Source organism: Serratia sp. CY44782, assembly GCF_052168715.1.
Taxonomy (GTDB): domain Bacteria; phylum Pseudomonadota; class Gammaproteobacteria; order Enterobacterales; family Enterobacteriaceae; genus Serratia; species Serratia nevei.
In genome coordinates, this window is sequence record NZ_JBJNME010000017.1 from 1 (window position 1) to 14,143 (window position 14,143).

Genomic DNA, 14,143 nt, shown 5'->3' on the forward strand with positions numbered 1-14,143 from the left:
ATATTACGCTTTCCTCTTTCAGAGTCAACCCTAATTTTCAGGATTTTTTCTCTGCGACCCCCGGATACTCTGTGAAGTTGTTCACATGTTCCGTGTCGATGGAGGCGCATTATAGGGAGTTCCTCGCAGGCCGCAACAGGTATTTTCAGCAAAAACGATCGTTCGCTGCATTCCACAGCAAAACCCCGCCTTATACCCACTTGCACACAGTGTTATCCACAGATGCGATTTGCACGGAAAATTTACGAGCGCCACGCAAACGTTTTCGCTACAATTCCCCGCGACGAAACGATCCCCCTTTTTATGGGGGCGTTACCTGAATATGTGCCTGACCCTCCCTTTATAAGGCAAAAAACCTTCCTTATAGAGAGAACGAGGTGGACATTCACGTAACGCTCTTTAATTGCGACTCAAAGCCAAGGGATAAAACCATGCAACAACCTCGTCCAATCCGCCAGGCCCTGCTCAGCGTGTCTGACAAAGCCGGTATCGTTGAATTCGCCGAAGCGCTTTCCCAGCGCGGCGTTGAACTGCTCTCCACCGGCGGTACCGCCCGCCTGCTGGCAGACGCCGGTCTGCCCGTTACCGAAGTATCCGACTACACCGGCTTCCCGGAAATGATGGACGGACGAGTTAAGACCCTGCACCCGAAAGTTCACGGCGGTATCCTCGGCCGCCGCGGCCAGGACGACGCCGTCATGAACCAGCATGACATCAAGCCTATCGACATGGTGGTCGTCAATCTGTATCCGTTCGCCCAAACCGTGGCGCGCCCGGATTGCTCGCTGGAAGACGCGGTCGAGAATATCGATATCGGCGGCCCGACCATGGTGCGCTCCGCCGCCAAGAACCATAAAGACGTCGCCATCGTGGTGAAAAGCAGCGACTACGCCGCCATTATTACCGAGATGGACAACAACGACGGCTCGCTGCGCTATGCCACCCGCTTCGATCTCGCCATCAAGGCCTTCGAGCACACCGCCGCCTACGACAGCATGATCGCCAACTACTTCGGCGCGCTGGTGCCGGCGTACCACGGCGAGACCGAACAGCCGTCCGGCCGCTTCCCGCGTACCCTGAACCTCAACTACATCAAGAAGCAGGATATGCGCTACGGTGAGAACAACCACCAGCAGGCCGCCTTCTATATAGAAGAAGAGGTAAAGGAAGCGTCCGTCGCGACCGCCGAGCAGCTGCAGGGCAAGGCGCTGTCTTATAACAACATCGCCGATACCGACGCCGCGCTGGAATGCGTGAAAGAGTTCGCCGAGCCGGCCTGCGTGATCGTCAAACACGCCAACCCTTGCGGCGTGGCGATCGGCGACGGCATCCTGGCCGCCTACGAGCGCGCTTACCAAACCGACCCGACCTCCGCCTTTGGCGGCATCATCGCCTTTAACCGCGAGCTGGATGCCGCCACCGCGCAGGCGATCATCAGCCGCCAGTTCGTGGAAGTGATCATCGCGCCAAACGTCACCCAGGAAGCGCGCTCCCTGCTGGCCGCCAAGCAGAACGTGCGCGTGCTGGCCTGCGGCCAGTGGCAGCAACGCGTGGCGGGGCTGGACTTCAAGCGCGTCAACGGCGGCCTGCTGGTGCAGGATCGCGATCTGGGCATGGTGACCGCCGCCGATCTGCGTGTGGTATCCGAGCGCCAGCCGACCGAACAGGAACTGCGCGACGCGCTGTTCTGCTGGAAAGTGGCCAAGTTCGTGAAATCCAACGCCATCGTTTATGCACGTGACAACATGACCATCGGCATAGGTGCCGGCCAGATGAGCCGCGTTTACTCCGCCAAGATCGCCGGTATCAAAGCGAGCGACGAAGGGCTGGAGGTGAAAGGGTCTGCCATGGCCTCCGATGCCTTCTTCCCGTTCCGCGACGGCATCGATGCCGCGGCGGCGGTCGGCATTACCTGCGTGATCCAGCCGGGCGGCTCTATCCGCGACGACGAAGTGATCGCCGCCGCCAACGAACACGGCATCGCCATGATCTTTACCGACATGCGTCACTTCCGCCATTAATTCCTTTTGCCGCGTGCGCTCCGGCGCACGCCATTCGTGGAGCCCCTGATGAACATTTTGATTATCGGCAACGGCGGGCGCGAACACGCGCTGGCCTGGAAAGCCGCCCAGTCTCCGCTGGCGGACAAAGTCTACGTTGCGCCGGGCAATGCCGGCACCGCGCTGGAAGCCAATCTGGAAAACGTGGCGATCGCCGCCACCGACATCCCTGCTCTGGTCGCTTTCGCCCAGAGCCATGACATCGGTCTGACCATCGTCGGGCCGGAGGCGCCGCTGGTGATCGGCGTGGTCGACGCCTTCCAGGCCGCCGGCCTGAAAATCTTCGGCCCGTCGCAGGCCGCCGCGCAGCTCGAAGGCTCCAAAGCCTTCACCAAGGATTTCCTGGCGCGCCACCGCATCCCGACCGCCGAATATGAAAACTTCACCGAGGTGGAGCCGGCACTGGCCTATGTGCGCCGCAAAGGCGCGCCGATCGTCATCAAGGCCGATGGCCTGGCGGCCGGTAAAGGCGTGATCGTCGCGATGACGCTGCAGGAAGCGGAAGAAGCCGTGCGTGACATGCTGGCCGGCAACGCCTTCGGCGACGCCGGTCATCGCATCGTGGTGGAAGAGTTCCTCGACGGCGAAGAAGCCAGCTTCATCGTGATGGTCGACGGCGAGAACGTGGTGCCGATGGCCACCAGCCAGGACCACAAACGCGTCGGCGACGGCGATACCGGCCCGAACACCGGCGGCATGGGGGCCTACTCCCCGGCGCCGGTCGTGACCGACGAAATCCACCGGCGCGCCATGGACCAGGTGATCTGGCCGACGGTGCGCGGCATGGCGGCGGAAGGCAACACCTACGTCGGCTTCCTGTACGCCGGCCTGATGATCGCCGCCGATGGCCAACCGAAAGTGATCGAGTTCAACTGTCGTTTTGGCGATCCCGAAACCCAGCCCATCATGCTGCGCCTGCGTTCCGATCTGGTGGAACTGTGCCTGGCGGGCGCGGAAGGCCGCCTGAACGAGAAAAGCTCCGACTGGGACGAACGCCCTGCGCTCGGCGTAGTGCTGGCGGCCGGCGGTTATCCGGGCGACTATCGCAACGGCGAAGTTATCCAGGGATTGCCGCAGCAGGAAAGCGCCGACGGTAAGGTCTTCCATGCCGGCACACGCCTGCAGGGCAATGACGTCGTCACCAGCGGCGGCCGCGTGCTGTGCGTAACCGCGCTGGGCGACACCGTGGCGCAGGCGCAGCAACGCGCCTACCAGCTGGCCGAAGGCATTGAGTGGCCGGGCAGCTTCTGCCGCAAAGACATCGGTTATCGCGCGATTGCGCGCGGCAAGTGATTTGACCGTATAAGGTCATGACGAGAGGCTCCGCAGCGCGGGGCCTTTTTTATAGCTGGTCTTCTTTCGGTTCCCAGCTGCAGAAGTCGTCGTTCGCCACCAGCAGCAGTTCGCTGCCTTCGGGCGCTTCCAGCCAGGCAACGCTCACCGGCCGGCTGCTGCTGCGGGCACGCTTCTCGATCCAGACGATGGAGGCGGCATCCAGCCCCGGTTTCATGCGTTGGCCGTCGCAGGTTTGCACCTCGCCCTGCATCCAATGCCCCTGCAGCAATTTCACCTTGCCGGCGCGCAGCGCATTGCTCACTTCGAGGATCCGCCGCGCCTGATATTGGTACAGGGCGATTTCATCGCGGGTCAGCGGTTCGCGGCGTGTCGCCAGCTGGCGCTGCATAAAGCTCACCGTGCCGTCGTCGGCAAAGCGCAGTTGAATAGAGTCGCGATCGCCATCGGCGTCGTTACGTTTGATTTGGCGCAGCACGTCGCCCTGATAGGTGTATAGCGTGGTGATGGTACCCGGACCGCGGTAAGGGCTGTAGACACTGACCAACACCTGCGGACGATGTTGCTCATCGTCTTTACGCCACAGGCGTATCACACCCTGATCGGCCACAAAGCCGCTGGCGGTAAAGCTGGGAATATCGGAATGGGAACTGCAAGCGCTCAGGCCGACGGCGATGCCAACGGCCATGAGCGCCCGACGAGTAAACAAAAGGGGCGCCATCGCCCCTCTGTTTAATCTTTTCACCGAGGCGCGGTCTTATTTAACAGCGTCTTTCAGTGCTTTGCCAGAAACGAACGCAGGCACGTTGGCTGCTGCGATTTTGATTTCTTTGCCAGTCTGCGGGTTGCGGCCAGTGCGCTCGCTACGATGGTTTACTTTGAAAGTACCGAAGCCAACCAATTGTACTGCATCACCTTCTTTCAGAGACTCAGTAATAGCAGCCAGGGTGGATTCCAGAGCCAGTTTAGCTTGTGCTTTGGAAAGGTCAGCCTTGTCCGCGATTACATCAATCAGTTGAGTCTTGTTCATAAGTTATCCTTACAGTGTGTTTATCGTTTGCAAAGCATCGAGTGCGACGGATATGCCGATTGACAGCACTCTCCTGCATACACGCACCGATAGCCACTTTTTTTACGCCCCCCAAATGTAGACCAGACAGGGTGCGGATGTGAAGCCTTAAGGCATGACAAATCAGGCGTTAAATCACGTTTTGTTGCCTTATTGCGCTAAATTTATCCCGATGTTGCTGACACCCGCCTCTCGCAGGTCGGATCGCAGCCCCTTGATCAGGTCTATATCGCGCTCTTCACAGGCATCCAACAGGCGGAAAATTTCCCATTGAATGTCCCATTCTTCCTCTACCGCAGGCAAACTTTCCAACTCTTCGTCGGTCATTTCCTTACCGGCTTGGGTCATTTCCAACATCGCCACGGTGCGAATCGATGTTTCGCTGATGGCGATGGCGTGCTCCAGCGTCTCCCCGCCGAGCCGCGAATGGATCAGTTCCCCTAATGCGATACAGGCATCAATTGCCGGGTAAACGCCGTAAAGATCGTAATCTTCCGCCGACGGAATCGCCTCTTCCAACTTCTCGAGCTGGCTGTCGAAGTTGACCTTGGCATCCTTCACTACCAGCGTTTCCCACACCAAATCCAGAATGCGGCGATAAACCGCCGGATCGCCGAACTCGGTCTGTTTGCAGAACATCTGGTAATTCGGGTACATACGCTCGCACAAACTGGCCATAAAGGTCAAATGTTGCCAGGCCTCGAGCCGTTCCAGGCGTAAATGAATCGGGTTACGTAGCATGCTTTACTCTCTTACGCGTTATCTGCGGCGCAGTGTACCCGAAATCGCTCATGGCGACACCTCCGGATGCTGCTGCAACCACCGCTGAAACGCCGGACGACGCGATGCGATGGCGTCGGCCCAGCGGGTCGGCTCCGGTAAACGGTAGCCCGCCATACAGCGTTGCACCCACGCCAGCGCGCTGTCGGCGCCCACGCGATGCCCGGTAGAGATGAACAGCGGGTTGCAACGCGCCTTACTGCGCCACACCCAGCCCAGCTGTTCACCCTTATCTTCCAACGGCGCCAGCGCGCCGACGGCGGCGTCCAGCGGCGCAAATTTGCCGCACAGGCGCTTCTTGGCCACGCCGATGGTCGGCACATCGACCAGCAGGCCGAAATGGCTGGCGACGCCGAGACGCCGCGGATGCGAAATGCCATGCCCATCGACGAAGATCAGCCCCGGTTTCTGCTGCAGCTGCCCCCAGGCGGCCAACAGCGCCGGATATTCGCGAAACGACAGGAAGCCCGGGATGTAGGGCATGACGGTGGCGATACGCGCCACCTGATACTCCACCAGCTCCAGCGACGGATAGCGCAGGATGGCGATGGCGGCGCGCGTCACCGCCCCTTCTTGTTCGAAGCCCACATCGGCGCCGGCGATGAAGGCTGGCGGTTCGGCCGGCAGATCGTCGTAGCGAATGACTTCAGCCGCGCGCCGCAGCTGTTCGGCGCGCAGGGCCGCCATATCGGTCACATCGGATCCTTAACGGTGGTATTTCGCCGAGTGCGCGTGTACCGCCTCGACGAAGGCGCCGGCGTGCTCCGGCGGCACATCCTGATGGATGCCGTGGCCCAGGTTGAACACATGGCCGTTGCCGTGGCCGAAACCGGCCAGAATGGTCTCCACTTCTTCCGCGATGCGCGCCGGGGAGGCATACAGCATCGACGGATCCATATTGCCCTGCAGCGCCACTTTGTCGCCCACGCGCCGACGCGCGTCGGCGATGTCGGTGGTCCAATCCAGCCCCAGCGCATCGCAGCCGGTGGCGGCCATCGCCTCCAGCCACTGCCCGCCGCCTTTGGTGAACAGCGTCACCGGCACGCGGCGACCGTCGTTTTCACGCAGCAACCCGTCGACGATCTTGTGCATATAGTGCAAAGAGAACTCGCGATAATCGCGCCCGGTCAGTACGCCGCCCCAGGTGTCGAACACCATCACCGACTGCGCGCCGGCTTTAATCTGGGCATTGAGGTACAGGATCACGCTGTCCGCCAGCTTGTCCAGCAACAGGTGCAGCGTAGCCGGTTCGGCATACATCATCTTCTTCAGCTTGGTGAAGGCTTTGCTGCTGCCGCCTTCGACCATATAAGTCGCCAGCGTCCACGGGCTGCCGGAGAAGCCGATCAGCGGCACTTCGCCCTTCAACTCGCGGCGAATGGTGCGCACCGCGTTCATCACATAGCCCAACTCCACTTCCGGATCGAACACCGGCAGCTTGTCGACGTCGGCACGACAGGTGACGGGTGAGCTGAAACGCGGACCTTCGCCGGCTTCAAAGTACAGGCCGAGCCCCATGGCGTCGGGAATGGTGAGAATGTCGGAGAACAGGATGGCGGCGTCCAGCGCATAGCGGCGCAGCGGCTGCAGCGTGACCTCGCAGGCCAGCTCCGCGTTCTTGCACAGCGACATGAAATCACCGGCCTGGGCGCGGGTCGCCTTGTACTCCGGTAAATAACGACCGGCCTGGCGCATCATCCATACGGGGGTCACATCCACCGGCTGGCGCAACAGCGCGCGCAGGTAGCGATCGTTCTTCAACTCAGTCATTTATGGGGCTCCCTTAATAATCTGCCGGCCATTGTACATTATTCTGCCCGGCACAGCGCCACGGTGTCCTCAATCAACCGGCGCGCCACGGTACCGGGCGGCGGCAACAGCGGCAGCTGATCGTAGCGATACCAGCCAGCGTTGAGCAGCTCCTTGGGATCGTGGCGAATGTCACCCTGATGGTAATCGGCCATAAAGGCCATCATCAGCGAGTGCGGGAACGGCCAGGGTTGTGAAGTGACGTAGCGCAGGTTCTTGATTTCAATATTGCTCTCTTCCATCACTTCGCGCGCCACCGCCTGCTCCAGAGTTTCGCCCACTTCGACGAAGCCGGCCAGCACCGTGTGGATACCGCCGCGATGGCGCACGTGTTGCGCCAGCAGGATCTGATCGTCGCGCCGAATGGCGACGATCACGCAGGGTGCAATCTGCGGGTAGTACCGCTCTTTGCAGTGGCCGCACAGACAGGCGCTTTCGGTGCGGCTGAGGTGCATTTCATGGCCGCAATAGCCGCAGTAGCGATGAGAGCGGTAGAAATCCGCCAGCTGCACGCCGCGCCCGGCAAGCTGGAACAGACCGCGATCCTGATCCAACAGCTGACGCACCGACCCCATCTCCCGCGGCATCGCCTGGCGCACCAGCCAAACCGGCGCGCCCTCCCATTCACCGATGGTGCGCGCCATGTGGCCCTGCAGCCCGAGGGCGGCGGCCGTCCCCGACGGCAATTCACCGTTCGGTAACCAAAGTTTGCTTTCATGGCTGACGATCCACCAGCCGTTTTCATTGCCCGTTAATGCAAGTTCCATATCGTTGTTGCACAACCTCAGCTTCACTGGCACTCTACAAATCGGCTTTGTTACATTTTAATAACTTACCGGTTACTTTTATTACTTACACGGAGTCAAACATGCTCAACCGTTTGGAAAGGCTGACTCAGCGCGTTGGCGGTAGTAATGAATTAGTTGATCAATGGCTTCAGGCCCGCAAACAGTTGCTGGTCGCCTACTGCACGCTGGTAGGCCTCAAACCGAATAAAGAAAAGCATACGCCGCTGAATGAAAAAGCGCTGGAGAACTTTTGCCACAACCTGGTGGATTACCTCTCCGCAGGGCATTTTCATATCTATGACAGAATTATCAAACAAGTGGAAGGCGCAGCCAGTCCGAAAATGTCGCTGGCGGTGAACATCTATCCCAAGCTGTGGGCCAATACCGAACAGATCATGGCGTTCCACGATCGCTATACCGAAGTGGATATCGATCAGGAGGTTTGTCTGGAGTTCCATCAGGCCCTGTCGGATATCGGCGAAACGCTGGCGGCGCGCTTTGCGCTGGAAGATAAGCTGATCCTGCTGGAGGCGGAAGCCGCGCAGCAACCGCTGCCGGACCAGGCGCTGGATCCGGCGCGTTAAAATTTTATAGTTTTTTTTCTTATCCCTCCTATACTGGGGGGCATCTTGTCGGAGTGCCTAGCGCCTGATTTGTTCATCGAATCAGCCAGGCTGAGACCGTTAATTCGGGATCCGCGGAACCTGATCGGGTTAATACCCGCGAAGGGAACAAGAGTAATCTATCGCCACAGGCACGGCCCTCTTTTTGCGGGCGCCCTGCCTTATCGGCCACCATCATTACTCCCTCCGAACTCCAGACAAGCAACTTTCCCAACCCAACACACTGGTAGGAACTTGCTATGTCTAACGTTAATCCACCGCGCGCCCGCAAAGCGCAACGCGAAGCCGCCCAGCAGTTTATCGACACGCTGCAAGGCATGGCTTTCCCTAACTCACGCCGCATCTACCTGCAGGGCTCGCGCAGCGATATCCAGGTGCCGATGCGTGAAATTCAGCTCAGCCCGACCCTGGTCGGCGGCAGCAAAGATAATCCGCAGTATGAACAGAACGAGGCGATCCCGGTGTATGACACCGCCGGCCCGTACGGCGATCCGCAAGCCGAGCTCGACGTGCACGCCGGCCTGGCCAAGCTGCGCGCCGGCTGGATCGACGCGCGCGGCGATACCGCCACCCTGAGCGGCGCCAGCTCCGGCTTCACCCAACAGCGGCTGGCGGACGAAGGCCTCGATCACCTGCGTTTCGAACACCTGCCGCTGCCGCGCAAAGCGTTGCCGGGCAAGTGCGTCACCCAATTGCACTACGCCCGTGCCGGCATCGTCACCCCGGAGATGGAATTCATCGCCATCCGCGAAAACATGGGGCGCGAGCGCATTCGCGGCGAGGTGCTGCGCCACCAGCATCCGGGCCAGAGCTGGGGCGCCAACCTGCCGGACAACATCACGCCGGAGTTCGTGCGTCAGGAAGTGGCCGCCGGCCGCGCCATCATTCCCGCCAATATCAACCACCCGGAGGCGGAGCCGATGATCATCGGCCGCAATTTCCTGGTGAAGGTGAACGCCAATATCGGTAACTCGGCGGTCACGTCGTCGATAGAAGAAGAAGTAGAGAAACTGGTATGGTCCACCCGCTGGGGCGCAGACACCGTGATGGATCTCTCCACCGGCCGCTATATTCACGAAACCCGCGAATGGATCCTGCGCAACAGCCCGGTGCCCATCGGTACGGTGCCTATTTATCAAGCGCTGGAGAAGGTCAACGGCGTGGCGGAGAATCTCACCTGGGAGATGTTCCGCGATACGCTGCTGGAACAGGCTGAACAAGGGGTCGACTACTTCACCATCCACGCCGGCGTGCTGCTGCGCTACGTGCCGATGACCGCCAAACGCCTGACCGGCATCGTGTCACGCGGCGGCTCGATCATGGCCAAATGGTGTCTGTCGCACCATCAGGAAAACTTCCTCTATCAGCACTTCCGTGAAATCTGCGAGATCTGCGCCGCCTACGATGTCTCGCTGTCGCTCGGCGACGGCCTGCGCCCCGGATCGATTCAGGATGCCAACGACGAGGCCCAGTTCGCCGAGCTGCATACGCTGGGCGAGCTGACCAAAATCGCCTGGGAATACGACGTGCAGGTGATGATTGAAGGCCCGGGCCACGTGCCGATGCAGATGATCCGCCGCAACATGACCGAAGAGCTGGAACACTGCCACGAAGCGCCGTTCTACACCCTCGGCCCGCTGACCACCGACATCGCCCCGGGCTATGACCATTTCACCTCCGGCATCGGCGCGGCGATGATCGGCTGGTTCGGCTGCGCCATGCTGTGTTACGTCACGCCGAAAGAACACCTCGGCCTGCCGAACAAAGAGGACGTCAAACAGGGCCTGATCACCTACAAGATCGCCGCTCACGCCGCCGATCTGGCCAAAGGCCATCCGGGCGCGCAGATCCGCGATAACGCCATGTCCAAGGCGCGCTTCGAATTCCGTTGGGAAGATCAGTTCAATCTGGCGCTCGATCCGGCCACCGCGCGCGCCTATCACGACGAAACCCTGCCGCAGGAGTCCGGCAAGATCGCCCACTTCTGCTCAATGTGCGGGCCGAAATTCTGCTCGATGAAAATTTCGCAGGAGGTGCGCGACTACGCCGCTGCCCAGGAGGCCGCCAAGCCGATCGAAGTGCAGCTGACCGGCATGGAAAAAATGTCCGCCGAGTTCCGCGCCCGCGGCAGCGACCTGTATCACAGCGCCACCTCGCTGCAAGAGGAGACCAGCAATGACTGATATCACTACCCCCTTCCCGGCAACGCCTCACAAACTGGGGCTCTACCCGGTGGTCGACAGCGTAGAGTGGATCGCTCGCCTGCTGGAGGCCGGCGTCACCACAATCCAACTGCGCATCAAGGATCTGCCTGACGAGCAGGTCGAAGAGGACATCGCCGCCGCCATCGCGCTGGGCCAGCGTTATCAGGCGCGGCTGTTCATCAACGACTACTGGCGGCTGGCGATCAAGCACGGCGCCTACGGCGTGCATCTGGGCCAGGAAGATCTCGATACCACCGACCTGGCGGCCATTCACCGCGCCGGGCTGCGGCTGGGCGTGTCCACCCATGACGACGCGGAGCTGGCGCGCGCGCTGGCGGTGAAACCGTCCTACATCGCGCTGGGACACATCTTCCCCACCCAAACCAAAGACATGCCTTCGGCGCCGCAGGGGCTGACGGAGTTGAAACGCCACATCGCCGGCCTGGCGGATTACCCGACGGTGGCGATCGGCGGGATCAGCATCGATCGCGTACCGGCGGTGCTGGCGTGCGGCGTCGGCAGCGTGGCGGTGGTCAGCGCCATCACCCAGGCACCGGACTGGCGCGCGGCAACGGCCGAGCTGCTGCGGCTGATCGAAGGCGAGGATCCGAACGATGCTTAACGATCAGGAGTTCCTGCGCTACAGCCGCCAGCTGCTGCTGGAGGACGTCGGCCCGGAAGGCCAGGAGAGGCTCAAGCGCGCCACGGTGCTGATCGTCGGTTTGGGCGGGCTCGGTTCCCCGGCTTCGTTGTATCTGGCCGCCGCCGGCGTCGGCACGCTGCTGTTGGCCGACGACGACCAGCTGCACATCACCAACCTGCAGCGGCAGATCCTCTACCGCAGCGCCGATACCGCCACCGGCAAGGCGGCGCTGGCGCAACGCCATCTGCAGGCGCTGAACCCGTTGGTGGAATCCATCCCGCTGGCGCAACGGCTGGAGGGGCAAGCGCTGCGCGACGCGGTCGCCCGCGCCGATCTGGTGCTGGACTGCTGCGACAATATGGCGACCCGTCATGAGGTCAATGCCGCCTGCATCGCCGCCGCCAAACCGCTGATCAGCGGCAGCGCGGTCGGTTTCAGCGGCCAGCTGCTGGTGCTCGAGCCGCCCTATGCGCACGGCTGCTACGCCTGCCTGTACCCGGATCAGGAAGAGCCGCAGCGCAACTGCCGCACCGCCGGGGTGCTCGGCCCGGTGGTGGGCGTGATCGGCACTCTGCAAGCGCTGGAGGCCATCAAAATGTTGGCCGGCATGCCTTCCTCCCTCAGCGGTAAACTGCGGCTGTTCGACGGTAAGCAGCAGAGCTGGAGCACGCTGCAACTGAGCCAGGCCCGCGCCTGCCCGGTATGCGGAGGCGCGGCATGAAGATCCGTCTGAACGACCAACCGCTGGAGCTGGCGCAGCCGCTCAGCGTCGCCGCCCTGCTGATCCAGTTGGAACGCCACCAGCCGGGCACCGCGCTGGCGATCAATCAAACCATCATCCCGCGCGCCGACTGGGCCGACCATCAGGTGCAGGACGGTGACGACATTTTGCTGTTTCAAGCGATCGCCGGAGGCTGACATGCTGAAAATCGCCGATACCACTTTTACCTCGCGCCTGTTCACCGGCACCGGCAAGTTCGCCACCCCGGCGTTAATGCTGGAGGCGCTGGCGGCCTCCGGCTCACAGCTGGTGACCATGGCCATGAAGCGCGTCGATCTGCGCAGCGGCAACGACGCCATTTTGGCGCCGCTGCAACAGCTGGGCGCCCGGCTGCTGCCCAACACCTCCGGCGCCAAAACCGCCGCCGAAGCGGTGTTCGCCGCCCGGCTCGCGCGTGAAGCGCTCGGCACCCACTGGGTGAAGCTGGAGATCCATCCCGATGTGAAATACCTGCTGCCGGATCCGATAGAAACGCTGAAAGCGGCGGAAACGCTGGTGAAAGACGGTTTTGTGGTGCTGCCCTACTGCGGCGCCGATCCGGTGCTGTGCAAACGGCTGGAAGAGGTGGGTTGCGCGGCGGTGATGCCGCTCGGCGCCCCTATCGGCTCCAATCGCGGTCTGCGCACCCGCGACTTCCTCGAGATCATCATCGAACAGGCCAAGGTGCCGGTGGTGGTCGACGCCGGCATCGGCGCGCCGAGCCACGCGCTGGAAGCGATGGAGCTGGGCGCCGACGCGGTACTGGTGAATACCGCCATCGCCGTGGCGCACGACCCGGTGCAAATGGCGCGGGCGTTTCGCCTGGCGCTAGAGGCCGGCGAGCTGGCCCGCAGCGCCGGATTAGGCTCGAGCCAGCGCAGTGCAGCCGCCTCCAGCCCGCTGACCGCCTTCCTCAGCCAGCCAGAGGAGGCACAGTGATGGGCGACGATTTCAGTAGCCGCTGGCAACAGCTGGATTGGGACGACATTACGCTGCGCATCAACGGCAAAACTGCACGCGACGTGGAACGCGCGTTGAACGCCGACAAGCTGACGCGCGACGACTTTATGGCGCTGATCTCCCCCGCCGCCGCGCCGTATCTGGAACCGCTGGCGCAGCGCGCGCAGCAGCTGACCCGTCAGCGCTTCGGCAACGTCGTCAGCTTCTATGTGCCGCTGTACCTCTCTAACCTGTGCGCCAACGACTGCACCTATTGCGGCTTCTCGATGAGCAACCGCATCAAGCGCAAAACGCTCGATGCGGCGGAGATCGCACGCGAGTGCGAAGCCATCAAGGCGCTGGGGTTCGAACACCTGTTGCTGGTTACCGGCGAGCATCAGACCAAGGTCGGCATGGACTATTTCCGTCAGCACATTCCGGCGATCCGCCGCCACTTCAGCTCGCTGATGATGGAAGTGCAGCCGCTGGCGCAGGACGAGTACGCCGAACTGAAAGCGCTGGGCCTGGACGGCGTGCTGGTGTATCAGGAAACCTACCATCCGGCCACCTATCTGCAGCACCATCTGCGTGGCCAGAAACAGGATTTCCATTGGCGTCTGGCCACGCCGGATCGCCTGGGGCGCGCCGGGATCGATAAGATCGGCCTCGGCGCGTTGATCGGCCTGTCCAACAGCTGGCGCACCGACTGTTACCTGCTGGCGGAACATCTGTTCTACCTGCAGCAAACCTACTGGCAGAGCCGCTACTCGATCTCGTTCCCGCGTCTGCGCCCCTGTGCCGGCGGCATTGAGCCGGCGTCGATCATGAGCGAGCCTCAGCTGGTGCAGCTGATCTGCGCCTTCCGGCTGTTCGCGCCGGACGTTGAGCTGTCGCTGTCTACGCGTGAGTCGCCGTACTTCCGCGATCATATGATCCCGGTGGCGATCAACAGCGTCAGCGCCGGATCCAAGACGCAGCCCGGCGGCTATGCCGACGACGTACCGCCGGAGTTGGAACAGTTCGAGCCGCACGACGGCCGCACGCCGCAGCAGGTCGCCGAGGCCATCAGCAATGCCGGGCTGCAGCCGGTGTGGAAAGACTGGGACGATTATCTGGGACGCAGCACGCAATAAGCGGCAACGTTTGCCGCCGCGTGAAGAAAACGCTGGAACGGC

At 61.8% G+C, this 14,143-nt stretch carries 15 protein-coding genes and 1 riboswitch; of the genes, 9 read left to right on the plus strand and 6 right to left on the minus strand.

Annotated elements, in window-relative coordinates; translation table 11 throughout:
- The first annotated feature begins 431 nt into the window (after positions 1-431).
- Both purH and purD read left to right on the plus strand, forming a co-directional pair.
- Positions 432-2,021, plus strand: a complete 1,590-nt coding sequence (gene purH / locus ACJ8HT_RS23485; RefSeq protein ID WP_197653588.1) for a bifunctional phosphoribosylaminoimidazolecarboxamide formyltransferase/IMP cyclohydrolase — start codon at positions 432-434, stop codon at positions 2,019-2,021.
- Positions 2,022-2,069: 48 nt separating this feature from the next.
- Complete coding sequence (gene purD, locus ACJ8HT_RS23490) at positions 2,070-3,353, plus strand: phosphoribosylamine--glycine ligase (protein WP_060425337.1); 1,284 nt, start codon at positions 2,070-2,072, stop codon at positions 3,351-3,353.
- 49 nt (positions 3,354-3,402) lie between these two features.
- Here purD and ACJ8HT_RS23495 read toward each other — a convergent pair whose 3' ends face one another.
- The 6 genes from ACJ8HT_RS23495 to nudC form a co-directional block, all read right to left on the minus strand.
- Entirely contained in the window at positions 3,403-4,074 is a 672-nt protein-coding gene (locus ACJ8HT_RS23495) for a DUF1481 domain-containing protein (protein ID WP_084826978.1), read from the minus strand.
- A 36-nt stretch (positions 4,075-4,110) separates the two neighbouring features.
- Positions 4,111-4,383, minus strand: coding sequence for a nucleoid-associated protein HU-alpha (gene hupA, locus ACJ8HT_RS23500; RefSeq protein ID WP_004929874.1), 273 nt, complete (start codon positions 4,381-4,383; stop codon positions 4,111-4,113).
- Between the two features lie 189 nt (positions 4,384-4,572).
- A complete protein-coding gene (locus tag ACJ8HT_RS23505; protein ID WP_025160203.1) occupies positions 4,573-5,163 on the minus strand; it encodes a YjaG family protein in 591 nt (196 codons plus the stop codon).
- Between the two features lie 48 nt (positions 5,164-5,211).
- A complete protein-coding gene (gene nfi, locus ACJ8HT_RS23510; RefSeq protein WP_038872943.1) occupies positions 5,212-5,898 on the minus strand; it encodes a deoxyribonuclease V in 687 nt (228 codons plus the stop codon).
- 9 nt (positions 5,899-5,907) lie between these two features.
- The gene (hemE, locus tag ACJ8HT_RS23515) at positions 5,908-6,972 is read right to left on the minus strand and encodes a uroporphyrinogen decarboxylase (RefSeq protein ID WP_033636735.1); all 1,065 of its coding nucleotides are present in this window, start codon (positions 6,970-6,972) and stop codon (positions 5,908-5,910) included.
- 38 nt (positions 6,973-7,010) lie between these two features.
- Complete coding sequence (gene nudC, locus ACJ8HT_RS23520; protein ID WP_048233728.1) at positions 7,011-7,778, minus strand: NAD(+) diphosphatase; 768 nt, start codon at positions 7,776-7,778, stop codon at positions 7,011-7,013.
- A gap of 101 nt (positions 7,779-7,879) precedes the next feature.
- Here nudC and ACJ8HT_RS23525 point away from each other — a divergent pair, with 101 nt between their 5' ends.
- The 7 genes from ACJ8HT_RS23525 (at position 7,880) to thiH (ending at position 14,101) form a co-directional block, all read left to right on the plus strand.
- A complete protein-coding gene (locus tag ACJ8HT_RS23525; RefSeq protein ID WP_019456431.1) occupies positions 7,880-8,383 on the plus strand; it encodes an Rsd/AlgQ family anti-sigma factor in 504 nt (167 codons plus the stop codon).
- A 39-nt stretch (positions 8,384-8,422) separates the two neighbouring features.
- Positions 8,423-8,547, plus strand: a riboswitch (TPP riboswitch).
- Between the two features lie 114 nt (positions 8,548-8,661).
- The gene (gene thiC, locus ACJ8HT_RS23530; RefSeq protein ID WP_019456432.1) at positions 8,662-10,605 is read left to right on the plus strand and encodes a phosphomethylpyrimidine synthase ThiC; all 1,944 of its coding nucleotides are present in this window, start codon (positions 8,662-8,664) and stop codon (positions 10,603-10,605) included.
- Complete coding sequence (gene thiE, locus ACJ8HT_RS23535; RefSeq protein ID WP_049273209.1) at positions 10,598-11,248, plus strand: thiamine phosphate synthase; 651 nt, start codon at positions 10,598-10,600, stop codon at positions 11,246-11,248. The genes thiC and thiE overlap by 8 nt, the downstream gene beginning before the upstream one ends.
- Positions 11,241-11,990, plus strand: coding sequence for a HesA/MoeB/ThiF family protein (locus ACJ8HT_RS23540; protein ID WP_197653589.1), 750 nt, complete (start codon positions 11,241-11,243; stop codon positions 11,988-11,990). Before thiE ends, ACJ8HT_RS23540 begins: the two co-directional genes overlap by 8 nt.
- Positions 11,987-12,187 carry a sulfur carrier protein ThiS gene (gene thiS, locus ACJ8HT_RS23545; RefSeq protein ID WP_123893153.1) on the plus strand — a complete coding sequence of 67 codons (201 nt, stop codon included), beginning with the start codon at positions 11,987-11,989 and terminating at the stop codon, positions 12,185-12,187. The genes ACJ8HT_RS23540 and thiS overlap by 4 nt, the downstream gene beginning before the upstream one ends.
- 1 nt (position 12,188) lies before the next feature.
- Positions 12,189-12,968 (plus strand): thiazole synthase, encoded by a 780-nt coding sequence (locus ACJ8HT_RS23550; protein ID WP_197653590.1) that lies wholly within the window; start codon positions 12,189-12,191, stop codon positions 12,966-12,968.
- Entirely contained in the window at positions 12,968-14,101 is a 1,134-nt protein-coding gene (gene thiH / locus ACJ8HT_RS23555) for a 2-iminoacetate synthase ThiH (protein ID WP_194572484.1), read from the plus strand. The genes ACJ8HT_RS23550 and thiH overlap by 1 nt, the downstream gene beginning before the upstream one ends.
- Positions 14,102-14,143: the final 42 nt, after the last annotated feature.

Excerpts from the sequence above, each read along its gene's own strand:
- thiH (WP_194572484.1), top strand. The coding sequence starts at position 12,968 with ATGGGCGACGATTTCAGTAGCCGCTGGCAACAGCTGGATTGGGACGAC.
- hemE (WP_033636735.1), bottom strand. The coding sequence starts at position 6,972 with ATGACTGAGTTGAAGAACGATCGCTACCTGCGCGCGCTGTTGCGCCAG.
- purH (WP_197653588.1), top strand. The coding sequence starts at position 432 with ATGCAACAACCTCGTCCAATCCGCCAGGCCCTGCTCAGCGTGTCTGAC.
- purD (WP_060425337.1), top strand. The coding sequence starts at position 2,070 with ATGAACATTTTGATTATCGGCAACGGCGGGCGCGAACACGCGCTGGCC.
- thiE (WP_049273209.1), top strand. The coding sequence starts at position 10,598 with ATGACTGATATCACTACCCCCTTCCCGGCAACGCCTCACAAACTGGGG.
- ACJ8HT_RS23495 (WP_084826978.1), bottom strand. The coding sequence starts at position 4,074 with ATGGCGCCCCTTTTGTTTACTCGTCGGGCGCTCATGGCCGTTGGCATC.
- thiS (WP_123893153.1), top strand. The coding sequence starts at position 11,987 with ATGAAGATCCGTCTGAACGACCAACCGCTGGAGCTGGCGCAGCCGCTC.
- nudC (WP_048233728.1), bottom strand. The coding sequence starts at position 7,778 with ATGGAACTTGCATTAACGGGCAATGAAAACGGCTGGTGGATCGTCAGC.
- ACJ8HT_RS23540 (WP_197653589.1), top strand. The coding sequence starts at position 11,241 with ATGCTTAACGATCAGGAGTTCCTGCGCTACAGCCGCCAGCTGCTGCTG.
- ACJ8HT_RS23505 (WP_025160203.1), bottom strand. The coding sequence starts at position 5,163 with ATGCTACGTAACCCGATTCATTTACGCCTGGAACGGCTCGAGGCCTGG.
- ACJ8HT_RS23550 (WP_197653590.1), top strand. The coding sequence starts at position 12,189 with ATGCTGAAAATCGCCGATACCACTTTTACCTCGCGCCTGTTCACCGGC.
- thiC (WP_019456432.1), top strand. The coding sequence starts at position 8,662 with ATGTCTAACGTTAATCCACCGCGCGCCCGCAAAGCGCAACGCGAAGCC.
- ACJ8HT_RS23525 (WP_019456431.1), top strand. The coding sequence starts at position 7,880 with ATGCTCAACCGTTTGGAAAGGCTGACTCAGCGCGTTGGCGGTAGTAAT.
- hupA (WP_004929874.1), bottom strand. The coding sequence starts at position 4,383 with ATGAACAAGACTCAACTGATTGATGTAATCGCGGACAAGGCTGACCTT.